The sequence below is a fragment of the Promicromonospora sp. AC04 genome, from assembly GCF_003058225.1.
GTDB lineage: Bacteria > Actinomycetota > Actinomycetes > Actinomycetales > Cellulomonadaceae > Promicromonospora.
Window position 1 is genome coordinate 72507 of the sequence record NZ_QBUG01000003.1, and the last position, 16115, is coordinate 88621.

The 16115-nt window shown below is 71.6% G+C and carries 14 protein-coding genes; 3 read left to right on the plus strand and 11 right to left on the minus strand.

Annotation, left to right across the window (positions count from 1 at the left end):
• Positions 1 to 74: 74 nt before the first annotated feature.
• Positions 75 to 1766, minus strand: a complete 1692-nt coding sequence (gene pgm, locus C8K30_RS09470) for a phosphoglucomutase (alpha-D-glucose-1,6-bisphosphate-dependent) (protein WP_108492666.1) — start codon at positions 1764 to 1766, stop codon at positions 75 to 77.
• Between the two features lie 75 nt (positions 1767 to 1841).
• Here pgm and C8K30_RS09475 point away from each other — a divergent pair, with 75 nt between their 5' ends.
• Positions 1842 to 2177, plus strand: a complete 336-nt coding sequence (locus C8K30_RS09475; protein WP_108492667.1) for a rhodanese-like domain-containing protein — start codon at positions 1842 to 1844, stop codon at positions 2175 to 2177.
• 14 nt (positions 2178 to 2191) lie between these two features.
• On the opposite strand, the gene C8K30_RS09480 is transcribed toward C8K30_RS09475, so the two are convergent.
• Together C8K30_RS09480 and C8K30_RS09485 are read right to left on the minus strand one after the other, a co-directional pair.
• A complete protein-coding gene (locus C8K30_RS09480) occupies positions 2192 to 3859 on the minus strand; it encodes a glycoside hydrolase family 10 protein (protein WP_233257078.1) in 1668 nt (555 codons plus the stop codon).
• Positions 3860 to 4137: 278 nt separating this feature from the next.
• Positions 4138 to 4446, minus strand: coding sequence for a GNAT family N-acetyltransferase (locus C8K30_RS09485; RefSeq protein ID WP_233257079.1), 309 nt, complete (start codon positions 4444 to 4446; stop codon positions 4138 to 4140).
• A gap of 130 nt (positions 4447 to 4576) precedes the next feature.
• Here C8K30_RS09485 and C8K30_RS09490 point away from each other — a divergent pair, with 130 nt between their 5' ends.
• The gene (locus C8K30_RS09490) at positions 4577 to 5812 is read left to right on the plus strand and encodes an MFS transporter (RefSeq protein ID WP_108492669.1); all 1236 of its coding nucleotides are present in this window, start codon (positions 4577 to 4579) and stop codon (positions 5810 to 5812) included.
• On the opposite strand, the gene C8K30_RS09495 is transcribed toward C8K30_RS09490, so the two are convergent.
• The 4 genes from C8K30_RS09495 to C8K30_RS09510 form a co-directional block, all read right to left on the minus strand.
• Entirely contained in the window at positions 5809 to 7119 is a 1311-nt protein-coding gene (locus C8K30_RS09495; protein ID WP_108492670.1) for an MFS transporter, read from the minus strand. The two genes, C8K30_RS09490 and C8K30_RS09495, sit on opposite strands and share 4 nt — an antisense overlap.
• A 290-nt stretch (positions 7120 to 7409) precedes the next feature.
• Positions 7410 to 8582, minus strand: coding sequence for a hypothetical protein (locus tag C8K30_RS09500; protein ID WP_108492671.1), 1173 nt, complete (start codon positions 8580 to 8582; stop codon positions 7410 to 7412).
• Between the two features lie 81 nt (positions 8583 to 8663).
• The gene (locus C8K30_RS09505) at positions 8664 to 10100 is read right to left on the minus strand and encodes a hypothetical protein (protein WP_108492672.1); all 1437 of its coding nucleotides are present in this window, start codon (positions 10098 to 10100) and stop codon (positions 8664 to 8666) included.
• A gap of 245 nt (positions 10101 to 10345) precedes the next feature.
• Positions 10346 to 11491: a VIT1/CCC1 family protein gene (locus C8K30_RS09510; protein ID WP_233257127.1), complete on the minus strand. Its 1146-nt coding sequence runs from the start codon at positions 11489 to 11491 to the stop codon at positions 10346 to 10348.
• Positions 11492 to 11752: 261 nt separating this feature from the next.
• Here C8K30_RS09510 and C8K30_RS09515 point away from each other — a divergent pair, with 261 nt between their 5' ends.
• Positions 11753 to 12361 (plus strand): ribonuclease H, encoded by a 609-nt coding sequence (locus C8K30_RS09515; RefSeq protein ID WP_199230425.1) that lies wholly within the window; start codon positions 11753 to 11755, stop codon positions 12359 to 12361.
• A gap of 57 nt (positions 12362 to 12418) precedes the next feature.
• Here C8K30_RS09515 and C8K30_RS09520 read toward each other — a convergent pair whose 3' ends face one another.
• The 4 genes from C8K30_RS09520 to C8K30_RS31785 form a co-directional block, all read right to left on the minus strand.
• Positions 12419 to 13903 carry an adenylosuccinate lyase family protein gene (locus tag C8K30_RS09520; RefSeq protein WP_233257080.1) on the minus strand — a complete coding sequence of 495 codons (1485 nt, stop codon included), beginning with the start codon at positions 13901 to 13903 and terminating at the stop codon, positions 12419 to 12421.
• Between the two features lie 553 nt (positions 13904 to 14456).
• Positions 14457 to 14597, minus strand: coding sequence for a hypothetical protein (locus C8K30_RS30670; RefSeq protein ID WP_158280971.1), 141 nt, complete (start codon positions 14595 to 14597; stop codon positions 14457 to 14459).
• A gap of 167 nt (positions 14598 to 14764) precedes the next feature.
• Positions 14765 to 15703 carry an intradiol ring-cleavage dioxygenase gene (locus C8K30_RS09525; protein ID WP_233257081.1) on the minus strand — a complete coding sequence of 313 codons (939 nt, stop codon included), beginning with the start codon at positions 15701 to 15703 and terminating at the stop codon, positions 14765 to 14767.
• Complete coding sequence (locus C8K30_RS31785; RefSeq protein WP_369939817.1) at positions 15696 to 16112, minus strand: hypothetical protein; 417 nt, start codon at positions 16110 to 16112, stop codon at positions 15696 to 15698. Before C8K30_RS31785 ends, C8K30_RS09525 begins: the two co-directional genes overlap by 8 nt.
• Positions 16113 to 16115 lie beyond the last annotated feature (3 nt).

Sequence of the window (16115 nt, forward strand, 5' to 3'; positions counted from 1 at the left end):
TAACCCCCTGGTCGTGGGCGCGATCGTGGCGCCCAGGACGGACGCGCGGTCGCCAGGATCGCGCCCACGACCGATCAGCCGAGCGCCTCGCCGACGAGCTTCTTCGCGGCGTCCTGCACCTGCGTGAGGTGCTCCGCCGAGACGAACGACTCCGCATAGATCTTGTAGACGTCCTCGGTGCCGCTCGGCCGCGCGGCGAACCACGCGTCCGCCGTCGTGACCTTGAGCCCGCCGATCTTCGCGCCGTTCCCGGGCGCCTCGGTGAGCTTCGCCCTGATGCCCTGCCCGGCGAGCGTGGTGGACGTGACGTCCGACGGCGACAGCGCGCCGAGCCGGGCCTTCTGCTCACGCGTGGCGGGGGCGTCGACCCGGGCGTACCAGCTCTCGCCGTAGCGCTCGACCTGGGCCGCGTGGTGCTCCGACGGCGACTTGCCCGTTGCCGCGAGGATCTCCGAGGCGAGCAGCGCGAGCAGGAGCCCGTCCTTGTCGGTGGACCAGACGCGGCCGTCCTTCCGCAGGAACGACGCACCCGCCGACTCCTCGCCGCCGAACCCGACCTCGCCCGAGAGCAGGCCCGGGACGAACCACTTGAAGCCGACCGGCACCTCCACGAGCCGGCGGTTCAGGCCGCCGGCCACCCGGTCGATGAGCGCGGACGACACGAGCGTCTTGCCGATCGCGGCGCCGGTGGGCCAGCTCGGCCGGTTCCCGCCGTAGAGGTACTCGATCGCCACCGCGAGGAAGTGGTTGGGGTTCATCAGGCCGTCGGCCGTGACGATGCCGTGCCGGTCGGAGTCGGCGTCGTTGCCGGTCGCGATGTCGAAGGGCACCGGCTCGCCGGCCGGGGCGCCCGTCATCCGCTGCACCAGCGACGCCATCGCGTACGGCGAGCTGCAGTCCATGCGGATCTTGCCGTCCCAGTCCAGCGTCATGAACGCCCAGCGCGGGTCGACCCGCGGGTTCACGACGGTGAGGTCGAGGTCGTACCGCTCGGCGATCGCGCCCCAGTACTCGACCGACGCCCCGCCCAGCGGGTCGGCGCCGATGCGCACCCCGGACGTGCGGATGACATCCAGGTCGAGCACGTTCGCGAGGTCGTCCACGTAGGTCGACAGGAAGTCGTGGCGGTGCGTGGTCTCGGCCGCGAGCGCCTCGCCGAGCTGCGCCCGCTTCACCTGTCCGACGCCGGTGCGCAGGATCTGGTTGGCCCGGTCCGCGATCCATCCGGTCGCGTCGGAGTCGGCGGGGCCGCCGTGCGGCGGGTTGTACTTGAAGCCGCCGTCGCGCGGCGGGTTGTGCGACGGCGTCACCACTATCCCGTCGGCGAGGCCGGACCCGGGCGCGCCCAGGCCGGGTGTCCCCTCGGCGAACCGCGTCTGGTTGTGCAGCAGGATCGACTGGCTGACGGCGGGTGTCGGTGTCCACGAGTCGCGCGCGTCGACCATGACGTCGACGTCGGCCGCGGCGAGCACCTCCAGCGCCGTCTGCCAGGCCGGGAGGGACAGTGCGTGCGTGTCCCGGCCGATGAACAGCGGGCCGTCCGTGCCCTGACCACGGCGATATTCCACTATCGCTGCGGTGATCGCGACGATGTGGGCCTCGTTGAAGGCATGGTCCAGGCTCGACCCACGGTGGCCGGACGTGCCGAACGCGACCTGCTGGGCAGGGTCGTCCGGGTCCGGGGAGAGGTCGTAGTAGGCGCCGACCACCCGGTCGACGTCGATGAGGTCGCTGGGCTGGGCAGGAGTTCCGGCACGCGCATCCATGCAGCCGATACTGCCAGGTGCCGGGCAGGTCCGTCGCCGTCAGGGCCGCCGCGTCACCGTCGTAGGCTGGGCGGCATGTTCCCGCCGATGCTGCCCGAGGTCCCCTCGGTCCACCCCAGCGAGCTCGACTCGACCGCCCCCGTCCCCGCCGGGTCCACCCTGCTGGACGTGCGCGAGCAGGACGAGTGGGACTCCGGCCACGCCCCTGGCGCGGTGCACATCCCGCTGGGCGACCTGCCCGCGCGGTACGGCGAGCTCGACGCCGACTCGAAGATCCTGGTCATGTGCCACTCCGGCGCCCGCTCGGCGCGGGCCACGCAGTGGCTCAACGACGCCGTCGGCTTCGAGGCGACGAACGTCGACGGCGGCATCGTCGCCTGGGCGGGCGCTGGGCTGCCCGTCGAACGGTGACGCCTGGGTGACGGCTACTCGGTGGCGCGCGGCTGGCTCGGGTCGGTCTCGTTCCAGACCCGGTCCAGCGCGGTGACGGCGTAGGTGTAGTCCGTGCCGGGCGCGGCCGAGGTGTCGAGCCACGACTGGACCCGCCCGCCCGCCGAGCGGAACGTCCCCACGAGGTTCGCCGGGTCGTTCGTGTCCACGGCGTCGGCGGCACCCGCCACGCGGTACACCGCGAACGACGTCGCCCTGGCGTCCCTGGTGCCGATGTCGGCCAGGTGGATCCTGACGCCGTCAGGCACCCTGCGCGCCTTCGCGAGGACCGGGGTGACCACTGGCGCCGCCGGCAGGTGCGGCATCGGCGGGATCAGGGCGGGGTACTGGTAGTGGTCCGCGACGACCTTCGACATGGCGCCCTGCGGATCGGCGGGCACGTGCTTCGCCGAGTAGTAGACGTTGCCGTGGATCGGGCCGACGTCGTGGCTGACCTCGCGGCAGAGGTCGAGGTGGTTGGTGAGCTCTTCCGGGTCGGTGAAGACCCCGCTCGTCACCTTGTACAGGGCCTCGCCGACGTAGAGCTGCGTGCCGGACTGCGCGGCGACCTCGGCCCACCACGGTACGAGGGCCGCGTAGTCGGCGACAGCGAGCCCGATCTGCCAGTAGATCTGCGGGTTGATGTAGTCGAGCCAGCCCTCCAGCACCCACTTGCGGGTGTCGGCGAACTGGTCGTCGTACGACTCCGAGCCGGCGGTCTCCGAGCCCAGCGGGTCGGTGGTGGAGTTGCGCCAGATGCCGAACGGGCTGATCCCGAACTTCACCCAGGGCTTGGCCTCCTTGATGCGGCCGCTCATCGTCTCGACGAAGCGGTCCACGTTCCCCCGGCGCCAGTCCTCGATCGTGTCGAAGCCCGCGCCGTACTGCTCGTACGTCCCGGCGTCGGGCAGCACCTGGCCGGCGACCGGGTACGGGTAGAAGTAGTCGTCGAAGTGCACGCCGTCGATGTCGTAGTTCTCGACCGCGTGCAGGATCGCCCGCTGGATGTGCTCCTGCGCCTCGGGGATGCCCGGGTCGAAGTAGAGCTTGCCGCCGTACGCCCAGACCCAGTCCGGGTGCTGCCGCGCGGGGTGGTCGGCGACGAGCTGCGCCGGGTCGGTCTGCATCGAGACGCGGTACGGGTTGAACCAGGCGTGCAGCTCGATGTTGCGCTTGTGCGCCTCGGCGACCATGAACGCGAGCGGGTCGTAACCCGGGTCCTGCCCCTGCGTGCCCGTCAGGTACTGCGACCACGGCTCGTACGGGCTCTCGTAGAACGCGTCGGCCGTTGGCCGGACCTGGACGAACACGGCGTTCAGCCGGTTCTCCTCCGCCACGTCGAGCCAGCGCAGGAACTCGGACTTCTGGGCGTCGGCGTCGAGGCCGCTCGCCGAGGGCCAGTCGATGTTGACCACGGAGGCGATCCACATGGCGCGCAGCTCGCGCTTGAGGGTCAGGTCCGACGACGGCTCCGGCGTGGCGTTTCCCGTCATTGCCGGAGCCCCGAGCGCCGTGGCGGGGTCGAGGGCCGCGATCGTGACGCTGATCGCCGCGGCTGCCGTACCCGCCGTCGCCATCGTGAGGAACTCACGGCGACCGATACCCGACATCAACCCCGACAACTTGGCCGGCGGAAGCGACTTCGTCCGCGCGTAGGCGGGCATGGGTGTCGCCTCATGGCGGGCGGGTTGCCTCACGTGCTTGACCTCCGGTGCTGGCTGCTGGGGGTTGGTGCCGTGGTGCTCGATGATGTGGTTTTGCTAGGTTGGCCGGCGTCGATCGGCACACTGAGGTGACGAACAATGCCACCGGGCGACGCCGTGGGGAAACTCTCGCACATGTCGCGTCCGATGTGAAGTTTGCAGTGTGGTCGAGATTGTGAAACTTACTTTCACGCACGGCGCACGGCCCTTCCGGGAGCCCAGCAGCCCTCGCGAAGCGCTCAGTCCACCGCGGGCACGCGCAGCAGGTCGTCGTACTCTGGCGCGTGCTTGCGCACGTAGGAGCGGATGTAGGGGCACATCGGCACGATCTTGTCGCCCGCCTCGCGCACCATGCCGAGGGCCGACTTCGCGAGGTGCGCCGCCAGTCCGCGACCCTCGTACTCGTCGAACACCCTCGTGTGCACGAAGGTCACGACGCCCGATTCCTTCTCGTAGGCGGCGAAGCCCGCCAGCGCGCCGTCGACACGCACCTCGAAGCGGGACTTCTCGGGGTCGTCGGTCACCGTCACCTGGTTCTCTCCGGTCATGGGGACAATCGTGAGCCCTCGGGGCCGCCGTCTGCCACCCCCTCCCCCACCTGTCCTTCGCCGAGCCGGGGTGACCCAGGTCATCAGAAACAGCAGGGCCAGTGTCAGTGGTCGGTGCGACACTCGATCCGTGCCCAAGACCGCCACTTCACCCCGCTCCAACCCGTACGCGACGGTGCTCCGCACACCCGGTGCGCTCAAGTTCTCCGCGGCCGGTGCACTGGCCCGTCTCCCGATGTCGATGGTCGGGATCGGCGCCGTGCTCATGGTGCAGGGCCTGTACGACAGCTACGCCATGGCGGGCCGGGTCGCGGCGGTGCTGGGGCTGGCGCAGGCGTTCCTCGCCCCGCAGATCGCGCGCTGGGTGGACCGGCGCGGCCAGCGGACGGTGCTGCTGCCGACGCTTGCCGTGTCCGTCGTCGGCCTGGGCGGCCTGATCACCGCGGCAGTGCTCGGCGCACCCGAGTGGGTGCTGTGGCTGTTCGCCGCTGTCGCCGGCGGAAGCCAGGGCTCCTACGGCTCCATGGTCCGCGCGCGCTGGAACCACGCGCTCGACGACCCGCGCCACCTGCACACCGCATACTCGCTGGAGTCCTCGATCGACGAGCTGGTCTACATCGTTGGCCCGGTGCTCGCCACCACGCTCGCGACTGCCGTCGCGGCGCCGTCGGCCCTGGTGCTCGCCGGGGTGGCGACCTTGGTGGGCGGCCTCCTGTTCGTGGTGCAGCGTGCCACCGAGCCGCCTTTCGTGGTGCCCGACGCCGGGGCGCGGCACCGCCCGGTCGTCCTCGTCCCCGGTATGCCGGTGGTGGTGCTCGTCTTCGTGGCGATGGGCGTCATCTTCGGCTCCACGGAGGTCTCCACCGTGGCGTTCGCGGAGGAGCAGGGCAGCAAGGGCTTGTCGGGTGTGGTGCTCGCGGTGTTCGCGCTCGGCTCGTTGCTCTCCGGCCTCACCTACGGGGCCCGGCACTTCACCAGCCCGGCGTCGCGCCGGTTCGTGACCGGGATGGCCGCGCTCGGACTGGGCGTGTCCCTGTTCCTCCTGGCCCAGTCGCTCTGGGCGCTGGCGGCCGTGATGTTCGTGGCCGGGTTCGCGATCGCGCCGACCATCATCACCGGCAACGGCCTGGTCCATGACATGGTCGGCAAGCACCAGCTCACCGAGGCCCTGGCGTGGGTGGCAACCTCGATCGGCATCGGTACCTCGATCGGCGCGTCGATCGCCGGGGCTCGCGTGGACGCCGCCGGCGCCGACGCGGGGTTCCTGGTCGCCGTCGTCGCGGGCTGGTTCGCCGCACTGCTGACCGTGGCGGCGAGCCGCACGCTCAGACGGCAGTCCGCGGCAGCCCGAGCCGGGGGGCGCTAGGGCTCCGGGTGCCGCGCGTCGTACCGCCAGAACCGCGGCGTCAGCCGGACGATCACCCAGAGCAGCGCCACGCACGTGAGCCCGCCTGCGACGGCCGCCCAGCCCTCGCCGAACCACGTCGCCTCGGTGCCGAGGACCATCTCGCCGAGGCGCGGCCCACCGGCCACCACCACGATGAACACGCCCTGCAGCCGCCCGCGCATGTGGTCCGGCGTCGCGGTCTGGAGGATGCTCTGCCGGAACACGGACGAGATGCTGTCGGTGCCTCCGGCGAACGCGAGCGCGATCCCGGCCGCGACGACGGCCCAGACGATCGCCGAGTCCGGTGAGCCTCGCCCCACCAGCACGAGGACCAGCCCGAAGGCGGCGATCGACAGGCCCCAGGCGGTGATCGCCCAGATGATGACCTGGCCCTGCTTGTGCATGCGGGTCAGCCCGCCGGAGAACACGCTCGCAAGGATGCCGCCGATCGCGAAGGCCGCGGCGAGGACACCCGTCGTCGTCTCGCCGCCGCCCAGGTAGATGACACCCGCGGCGGGCCACAGCACACGCGGGAAGGCGAGGACCATGGCGCAGATGTCGACGAGGAAAGTGGTGCGCACATTGGGCTGGGTGGCGAGGTAGCGCAGGCCGTCCAGGACGGACCGCAGCCCGGCGGCGCCCACTCTGCCCCGGCCGTTCAGGGTGGCACCGCCGGCGGTAGTGCCCTCCGGCAGCACGGGCGGCAGCCGGAAGACGGCCCAGAGGGCCGCGAGGAACAGCACCATGTCCAGCGTGTACGCCCAGGCGTAGCCGAGCTGAGCCACGAGCACGGCACCGATCAGCGGCCCGCCGGTCAGCGCGATGTTCATCGAGAGCGTCGACAGGGCGTTCGCCGCGGGCATGAGCTCCTTCGGCAGCAACCGCGGGACGATCGCCGACCGGGCGGGGTTGTTGATCGCGAATGCCGCGCTCTGGAGGGCGACCAGCCCGTACAACAGGTACACCGACTCGAGCTCGAGCCACGCCTGCGCGGCGATGCCCGCCACGACCACCCACAGCACGGCCGACGACAGGAGAGACACCTTGCGCCGGTCGTACCGGTCCACCAGCGCCCCGCCGTACAGGCCGAGCGCGACCAGCGGGACCAGCGAGAACAGGCCCAGCACGCCCACGGCGAGCGTGGATCCGGTCAGCGCGTAGATCTGCAGGCCCACCGCGACGATCGTCACCTGCGTGCCGACGTTCGAGATCGACAGCCCGAACCACAGCCGCCGGAAGTCCGACGACACCCTCAGCGGTGTGGTGTCGGCGAGTAGTTGGCGCATGGCTCTCCGATCGTAGGCCTCGGCCCGACGATCGAGCGGCCCCGTCTCATGTGACGTGCGCCGCGAAACTGACGTGCCCCGCGAACGACAGAGCGGGCGCTCAGGTCACCCCCCGATGTCCTGAGCTCCCGCTCTGTTCTGTCCCGGTCCGAGGGCCGGGGCGCCCCCCAGCGGCGCCCCGACCTCTCGAACCTGCCGACCCGGGTCTGGTACGGCCTTCGGTCACGAACCACCTTGATGACTCATGACCGCAAACCGAGCCCGGGTCGTTGCCGCCCGTCGAATCGTGGTCAGACCACGAGTCGACGGCGACGCATGCGGAGCGCCACGATGCCCAGCCCCAGAAGGAGCGAGACCAGCGCGAGCTGCCCCGTGATCAGGGGGCCCGTCTGGGCAAGGGCGTCGCCGGGAACAACCACCGGCGCCACCTGCCCTTCGAGCCCGGTCAATGTGCCGTAGTAGCCGTTGCTGAGGCCGCCCGACAGGATCGTCCCGTCGTAGGCCGCCGTCGGAACGACCACCGCCTTGTCGCCCCAGCTGATGTCGACGCCTCCACCAGGAAGGTCTTCTTCGGAGCCCGGTCCGCCCGCGGGCTCGCCGGCGTCCGCTCGGCCGTCGGGCCCAGGGGCGCTGACGAGGGAGACACCGGAGCCAGGGTCGCCGGCGAGGTCGCTCGGAATCACGGCGCCGGGCGTTTCACCACCGGAGCTCTCGATTCCGGGAACGCCGGCTTCAGGAAGCTCGGCCCCGGGACCGGCTCGCGGGTCATCAGCTCCCGGACCATTGGTTCCCGGTCCACCGGTTCCAGGACCGTCCGTGCCCGGGCCTGCGCTCGGCCCGTCGGTTCCGGGATCTACAGGTCGGGGGTCGACGACGCCCGGGTCACCCGCGCCAGGGTCGAGAATGCCGGGGCCATCGGTGCCGGGGTCGGTACCCGGGTCTTCTGTGCCCGGGTCTTCCGTGCCCGGCTCATCGGTCCCTGGCTCCTCAGGTCCGGGCACCTCGATGTCGGCCGGCAGGACGCCCTCCAGGAGCCCGTCGACCAGGCCGTCCTCGCCCAGCGTCCCGTCGACAACCCCGACGACGTCGCCGCGCACGAGCGACCCGACAACTCCGAGTCGGCCGACGATGTCGTCGACCACGCCGTCGGTCCCGTCCGCTCCGGTCCCGTCGGTAACGTCTTCGACCGGGTCCGCGACCCCGGTGTCCGATGGCGGCACTACGTCGGCGGCGTCGCCGTCCTCGGCCGCTGCGTCGACTTCCTTGCCCGCCGGGGACCCGTCCTCGACGGCAGCATCGAGCGCGCCGCCGGTCGGGGCAGCCTCCTCGGTCGTCTCCGGGGTTCCCTGAGTGACCGGATCCACCAGACCTTCCCCGGCGGCGTACGCCGAAGAAGCGCCGACGACCATGAGGCCGCCCGCAACAAGTGCCGTGTACAGCACCCGTCGGAAGTATTTGTCCATGGGTCTCTCCTTGCCAGGCGTGGAGCCGACGGCATGCTCACCGTCGGGTGGTTCCGCGCACGGAGGCGCGGCCCAGCCACGTCAGGCAGGAGAGACGGGGATATCTGTGTAGCTGCTGGACAGCTTGGCGCGCGACTCGTCGGTCGACACCCGCCAGGAGCGTGCTCGGAAGACCAGGAGGGCGGAGAGCACCGCGAGGAGCTCGCCCCCCGGCACCTTCAGCTGCGGCGCACCGCCGCCCAGGAGGCCACCGGCGCCCACGGCGACCGCGTTGCCCACACTCCCGGCGAGCGGGAGGCCCGCGCCGAGGAGGCCAGGACCGCCCGCGTGGACGACACCGGCCGTCGCGACGCTCAGCGCCCGCGCGGTGTCCGCAGCGGTCGCCCCGAAGGGGGCGCCCGCCTGCATCAGGTCGAGCATCGCGTGCTGGACCCCGGCTGAGGTCCAGACCACGACACCCGCGACGTCACCGGAGTCCTGCAGCGGCCCCGGGTACGTCGGCTCAGTGTGCCCCTCGGCCTGTCCGGCCGGGATCACGGTAGTGGTCTCGCCCGGCGCGGAAGGCTCGGCAGGCGGGAGCTCCGGGTCCAGCAGACCGGGCACGGGGGCGAGCGGCTCCACGATCGGGCTCAGCGGCTCGACGACCGGAGCGAGCGCATCACCCACGGGAGCGACGACCTCGCCGACCGGCACCAGGATGGGCGCCAGGACGTCCGTGACCGGAGCGGTCGCCGGCTCGAGCGCCTGCAGGACCGGGTCGGTGACACCGCCCACGATGTCGGTCACCGGGGAGACCACGCCGACGACGGGGGTCAGCAGACCACTGGTCACCGGGGCCAGCGGCTCGGTCACCGCACCGACGACCGGAGCCAGCGGCGAGACGACCTCCCCGACGAGGCCCGTCACCGGAGCGAGCTGCTCACCGAGCGGCTCGGTCACCGGCGCGACGGCCTTGCCCACCTGCTCGGCGACGGGCTTGAGGATCGGGTCGGAGACCTGCTCGACGACCTCCGTGGCCTGCGCCACGGGCTCCTCGGTGACATCCGCGATGATCGCGCCGACTGGTTCCGTCACCGCCGTCCGGACCGGCTTCGTCACCGGCTCGAGCAAGCCCTCGGAGACCGCCTCGACCGCGCCCTCGACGGTCTTCGTGCTGGGCTCGGCTACCTGCGCGGCCGGCACGGGAGCCGCCTTCGCGTCAGGCTCGGCCGCCTGCACGGCCGGCTCCGAGGCGACGGCCGGCTCCGAGGCGACGGCCTGCGGCTCGGCCGCGGGTCCGGCAGCTGCCTCGTCTGCTGCCACCCCGAGCGCGCCCGTGGCCTTCGCGACGGTCTCGACCGTCGCCTCCACCGTGTCGCTGACGACCGAGCCGAGCGACCCGCGGTCGGCAGCACTCGAGGGAGCCGCGAGGGTGACGCCGAGCGCGAGGCCCGCGGCGCCGAGCGCGAAGGTTCCGACGACGCGCGCGACAACGCGACGGAGGGTGTCCCCCGTGCTCGTCATCGCGTCCTTCGACATCGGTCTCCCGCTCTCCGGTCCGAGACGGACCGCTCAGCAGACATGCATACACATTAAATCTGCGTGGCGTTACGAGGATCGGCAACTGCATACCTGCGGTTTGCGGATCGAGAATTTTGTGCTTGGGAACCAGGGTATGTCGGAAGAGGCGCTATATCTCGGCCATCTCGTGGCAATGAGCACTATTAGCCCGACGCCGAAGACCTGCGGGTGAACTTGTTCCAGGTCGGGCCAGGCGGACCAGGTCAGCCGACCGTGGCCCCGAAGACGAGCCCGAGAACATAGGTGACAGCCGCCGCGCCGAAGCCGATGGCAAGCTGGCGCAGCGCCCTGGTGAGCGGAGAGGTCCCCGACAGCAGGCCGACGACGGCGCCCGTCACCAGCAGCGCGAGACCGACGAGCACCGTCGCGACGACGACTGCCACGAGCCCGTCGAGACCGAACAGGTAGGGCAGCACCGGGACGATGGCCCCGGACGCGAAGAAACAGAAGGAGGAGACTGCCGCGCCCCACGCGGTTCCGTGCGCCTCCAGGTCGTCGGCGTCGGCTCCGCTCGCCGCACCGCCGTCGAGGTCGGACCCCGAGGACCGCTCCCTGGCGAGCGAGTCCTCCAGGAGCGAACCGCGGTCCGAGGTCGTGACCGCGAGCCGGGCGAGCACGGCGTCGGCGCGCGCCGTCGCCTCCTCGATGCTCATCCCCCGCGCTCGGTACACGAGCGCGAGCTCGTTCGCGTCGACGTCGAGGTTCGGCAGGGCGGCGTCCGCGTCGGGCGACGGCGACGACGCCTCGAGCAGCTCCCGCTGCGAACGCACCGACACGAACTCGCCCGCGCCCATCGAGAGCGCACCCGCGAGGAGACCGGCGAGCCCGGTCAGCAGCACGGTGCTCGTCGCGACGCCGGAGGCGCCGATGCCGAGCACGAGTGCGAGGTTGGACACGAGCCCGTCGTTCGCGCCGAACACCGCGGCGCGGAACGTGCCCGACAGCCGGTTCCGCCCCCGGGTGGCCAGCGCGCGCACCACCTCTTCATGGATCTGCTCGTCGGCCGCCATGGTGACGGTGGCGTCGGCGTCGTGCGCGTACGACGACCTGGCCTCGGCCCGCTGGGCGAGCGCCAGCACGAAGACGCCGCCGAAGCGGCGCGCGAGGAACCCGAGGCCGCGGGTCCGCAGGTCGCCCCGCACGGGCGCGCCGACGTCGGGCCCGAGGAGGCCCAGCCAGTGCGACTCGTGCCGCTTCTCCGCACGCGCGAGCGCGAGCAGGATCTCGCGCTCCTCGCCCGTACGCCGGCCCGCGAGGTCCCGGTAGACGGCGGCCTCGGCTCGCTCGTCGGCGAGCAGCCGCCGCCACCGCCGGATGTCGGAGGGGGTCCGAGGGCGGGACGGGTGCAGCTCCTGCGCGCGCTCGGCAGGCGTGGGTGTGCTGCCGGGCGAGCGACGGGCGGGGTCGGACGGAACGTGAGGCACATCGTCATCATGCACACGGATCGCCGAGCGTGGGTTTCGTGGGTCCTGGGCCCAGGGTTCGCTGTGCCGAACTCTCGATCCGGGCTCGGCCGCGAACAGCCTTGCCGTCGGCCCAGCTCCCGGCGCGACTCACAAGGCGCCCGCTCCCCGGCCTGCCGTCCGGATTCTCGGGCAGAAGGATGCACAATGGACGCCGTGATCATCGTCAGCACGCACGGGTCGGCCGCGCCCGGCGGCGCGATCGGATGGGCGTGGATCAACCACGCGGGCGGGCAGTTCGACTCGGGCGGCGCGGCCCAGGGGAACGACCAGGTCGCCGCACTCTCCGCCCTGCTCCGCGCGATCGAGGCGCACCCCGGCAAGGAGCCGCTGCTCGTGGAGTCCGGTTCGCAGTACGCCATCCGGTCCGTGTCCGAGTGGTCCGAGGGATGGAAGCGCAACGGCTGGCGCTCCCCGTCCGGTGAACCCGTACCGAATCTCGACCTGGTGCAGGGCGTCGATCGCGCCGTCGCGGAGCGCACCGGCCCGGTCCGGTTCCACTGGGTGCGCGGTCACGTGGGCAACCCGTACAACGAGCGGGTCGACCAGCTCGCCGGCTTCGCCGCCGACGAGTGGGCCGCGGGACGCGGCGGCGTCGGCGAGATGCTCGTCCCCGACGCCGGGATGATCCCCGACGCCGAGCTGCGGGGCGGCAGCCTCACCACGGAGGCGCGCGACAGCGTGGCGCCCCTCACGCCTCCGGCCCCGGTCGGGACCGGGGCCGGGCGGACGTGGGAGTCGGGAACCCTCTTCTAAGGGCCGTTCGCAGCTGGGGGCTCTCGCCGCCCAGCCGGGCCCGCGGGGCGTCGGCGGCTACAGGCCGACGAGCAGCAGCTCGTCCGCCGTCTGCGCGGCCGGGGCGATCCGACCGGGGGCGACCGGGTCGGCGTCGCCGGCGCTGTCGTCCCCGCTGACCGTGTCGTCGGCCGTCTCGCGGACGAAGAGCGGCACGGGCTTCGCCGTGCGGGCACTGAAGTCGAGCCGGTCGGCGACGGCGCGGGCGTGCTGCGCCATGTCGTGCGCGATGGTGACGCTCTCGCCGAGGTACGCGCTCGGGTCGATCAGGCGACGGATCTCGTCGCGGTCGAAGTAGGCGCTGACCGTCGCGTTCCGCACGAGCAGGTCGAGGAACTGCGCGTCGCCGACGGCCGACTCCTGCGCAACCTCGTACACGACCTCGTGCGCCTTCTGCCGGCCGATGCGCTCGCCCAGCTCCATCATGAGCGACTCCGAGCCGATGAGGCCCTCGCTCAGGGACAGGTTGGCGCGCATCCGCTGCTCGTCCAGCTCGAGGCCGTCGAGGATCACGTCGAGGCGGGTCAGGATGTCGCCGGCGAGCACGGTGGCGCGCTTGACGGTCTCCTCCAGGAGGTCGGTCATGCCGCCGTTGGCCTCGTGGTCGTGCTGCATGGACTCGAGCGCGGGCGCGGCGAGCGCGCGCAGCTGGGCGCTCATCGACAGGAGGTCGAGGGCGAGCTGCGGGTTGCGCTTGTGCGGCATGGTCGAGCTGCCGACGGTGCCGTCCGGGATCGGCTCGAACGCCTCGCCGAACTCCGGCTGCATCATCGAGTAGATGTCCTTGCCGATCTTGCCGGCGGTCCCGGCGACCTGGCCGAGGACGAGCACGAGCTCGACGATGCCGTCGTTGATCGCGCGCGACGGGACCGGCATGGTGCCGAGCCCGAGGTGGTTGGCGACCCGGCGCTCGACCTCGCGCCCGGCGGGGCCGAACGACGCGAACGTGCCGACGGCGCCGCCCATGAGGACCCGGAACAGCCTGTCCTCGAGGCGTTCGAGCCGGTCGGTGTGGGCCGTGAGCTCGTCGATCCAGACGGCGACCTTGAAGCCGAACGTGACCGGCACCGCGTGCTGGCTGTGCGTGCGGCCCGCCATCGGCACCGCGGCGGACGCCTCCGCCTGCTTCGACATGCCGCGCAGCACCTTGGCGAGCAGGTCCTTGACGGCGCGGTGCGCGTCGCGCAGCACCAGGACGTCGGCGGTCTGCGTGATGTTCTGCGTGGTGGCGCCCCAGTGCACCCACCCGCCGTACTCCCGCCCGACCACGCGGGCGAACTCCTCGATGAGCGGCATCAGGGGGTGGCTGGCCGACACGGTCTCGGCCGCCACGCGGGCGAGGTCCAGCTTCTCGATCTGGGCCGCCCGAGCGATCGTCTCGCCCGCCGGCTCCGGGATCAGGCCCACCTCGGCCTCGGCCAGCGCCAGCGCGGCCTCGACGTCGAGCCTCGCCTGGAATCGGTTCTCGACGCTGTAGAGGCACGCGATCCCGGCGTCGGGCACGCGTCCGTCAGTGAAGTGTCGAATCGATTCGCCATTCATCCCTGGTTTCCCCACTCAGTTCTTGTGTCGTACGTGACTGGACGTGCTCTGGCCACCTCGTCCCCGTCTCGGGGTGGGGCGGCCGGCGAGTTCCTTCTCCACGTCGTACCCGACTACCGCGAGACCTAGCCCGCTGGTTTGCCGTGCCGAACCCGCTGTGCCCAAATGCGCTTGCATCGACTTGCTGCACCGAATTGTGGAAGAAGATGCGTCAGCCAGCCTAGCGGAAATGTTTCCACAATGTAACGAGCGTGAGGTCCATCACACACGTTGCTCCCTGGATGCCGCCCCAGACCTGGCCTTTTGCAGCCGATCGAACGGCAGTGGGTGAACTTTGAGAACACCGACGGCCGTCTCGCATCGCGGAACGGCCGCGCTCGTTCGCCAGCCGGCGTCTGCCCGGGATACGCAGAGAGCCCGGCCGCATCCGCCACTGGATGGCGTGCGACCGGGCCCTGCTGTCGGTGCGGGCACCCGCTACAGGTACCGGCTGTTCGGCGCGAGCGTGGTGCGGTCAGCCCGCAGGCGCTTCGTCGGCCGGGGCGTCGCGTTCCTCGCGTTGCGACGCGTATGTGTCGCTGACGCTCCGATGCAGGAGCGTGATCCGGCGAGGGTTGGCGATGGAGTGGTACTGGGCGTCGTCGGCGTCCGTCATGATCCTCCTCCGGTGCAGGCGTACGAGCTACGGTGCACGTGGTTCTCCGCTGGTGTGCGGGTCTCCCATTTTCGTTGATACCGAGTCGCGCCGTCGACCGAAGAGCCTGTGACGTCGGCCTCACCGCACCGTCGCAACTTTGTCGCGGGCGCGATCGTTGGTGTGGCTCAGTCGCCCGGGGCCAGCACGACGTCGAACCGCGTGCGGGCCCAGGTGCCCTCGACCACGCGGCCGTCCGGCGTCGGCGTGCCCGCCGGCAGCTCCTCGAAGTCCATGACCAGCGAGTCCTTGACCCCGAACACGGAGTCCGCGGCGAGCAGCTCGTCGCCGCGCACGAAGATGTGGGTCACGAGCGTGCGCAGCCCGGGCGCGGTCACCATGAAGTGCAGGTGCGCGGCGCGCATGGGCGACCGGCCCGACGCCGCGAGCAGCGCGCCCACGGGCCCGTCGTGCGGGATCGGGTACGGGGTCGGCGTGACCCCCCAGAAGCAGTAGCCGCCGTCGTCCTCCGAGAAGAGGTGGGCGCGGCCAGTGGTGCGGTCGTCGCCGTACTGGACGTCGTAGAAGCCGTCCTCGTCGGCCTCCCACACCTCGATGCGCGCGCCCGGCACGGGCTTGCCCGACGTATCGGTGACCGTGCCCTCCACCCAGCACGGCTGGCCGGGGGCGCCGCCCGCGATGTCGCCGCCGTTGTTGATGCGCGGGGCGTCGTCCACGAAGAACGGGCCGAACACGGTGGCTTCCGTCGCGTTCGCGTACGCCTCGTTGTTGATGGCGATCGTCTGCATGGACGCGCCGAGCACGTCGGACAGCAGGATGAACTCCTGGCGCTTGTCATCGGTGATGTGGCCCGCGGCGGTGAGGAACTCGATGCCCTGGTTCCACTCGTCCTCGGTGAGGCGCACCTCGCGCAGGAACGCGTGCAGGTGCCGGGTCAGGGCCTGCAGGACGGTCTTCAGCCGCTCGTCGTCGGCGCCATCGAACGACGCCGCCACGCGGTCGGTGAGCTCCTGCTCGCGGGCGGCCTGTTCGGGCGTCGTCGGCCCACCGGTCTCGCTCGTGCGGGTCTCACCCGTGCCGTGCTCGCTCACGCTGGTCTCACTCATCGTGGTCGCTCCGGCCGAGGACCGACCTCAGCGCGTCGCCCAGCGCCCGTGCCGGGTCGTCGGCGAGCGCCTGCGCCCGCCACGCCACGTGCGAGTCCGGGCGGACCAGGATCGCGCCCGACTCCTCGACGCCGCGCATCTTGGCCCAGTCGTAGTAGGTGTCGATGACCTCCCGGCCCGGCCCGATGACCACCGCTTCGAGCGGCACGCCGAGCTCCTCGGCCACCTTCGCGGCGGCGTCGGCCCATGCCTCGCCCGCGATGCCGGTGACCAGCGTGAACTGCCCGTACGGGGTGAGGTCGTGGGTCGAGCGCTTGTGGCCGTCGACGTCGGCCACCCAGACGTGCGGGAACCGCGCGCCCGGGACGGTGGACTGCTTGTAGTAGAGCTCGGGGTCGCGCTCGTCCACAGG

What these genes read in the sequence shown, in the direction of transcription:
- pgm (WP_108492666.1), bottom strand. Translation starts at nt 1,766, where the DNA reads ATGGATGCGCGTGCCGGAACTCCTGCCCAGCCCAGCGACCTCATCGAC.
- C8K30_RS09495 (WP_108492670.1), bottom strand. Translation starts at nt 7,119, where the DNA reads ATGCGCCAACTACTCGCCGACACCACACCGCTGAGGGTGTCGTCGGAC.
- C8K30_RS09485 (WP_233257079.1), bottom strand. Translation starts at nt 4,446, where the DNA reads ATGACCGGAGAGAACCAGGTGACGGTGACCGACGACCCCGAGAAGTCC.
- C8K30_RS09480 (WP_233257078.1), bottom strand. Translation starts at nt 3,859, where the DNA reads ATGCCCGCCTACGCGCGGACGAAGTCGCTTCCGCCGGCCAAGTTGTCG.
- C8K30_RS09500 (WP_108492671.1), bottom strand. Translation starts at nt 8,582, where the DNA reads ATGGACAAATACTTCCGACGGGTGCTGTACACGGCACTTGTTGCGGGC.
- C8K30_RS09515 (WP_199230425.1), top strand. Translation starts at nt 11,753, where the DNA reads ATGGACGCCGTGATCATCGTCAGCACGCACGGGTCGGCCGCGCCCGGC.
- C8K30_RS09505 (WP_108492672.1), bottom strand. Translation starts at nt 10,100, where the DNA reads ATGTCGAAGGACGCGATGACGAGCACGGGGGACACCCTCCGTCGCGTT.
- C8K30_RS09525 (WP_233257081.1), bottom strand. Translation starts at nt 15,703, where the DNA reads ATGAGTGAGACCAGCGTGAGCGAGCACGGCACGGGTGAGACCCGCACG.
- C8K30_RS30670 (WP_158280971.1), bottom strand. Translation starts at nt 14,597, where the DNA reads ATGACGGACGCCGACGACGCCCAGTACCACTCCATCGCCAACCCTCGC.
- C8K30_RS09475 (WP_108492667.1), top strand. Translation starts at nt 1,842, where the DNA reads ATGTTCCCGCCGATGCTGCCCGAGGTCCCCTCGGTCCACCCCAGCGAG.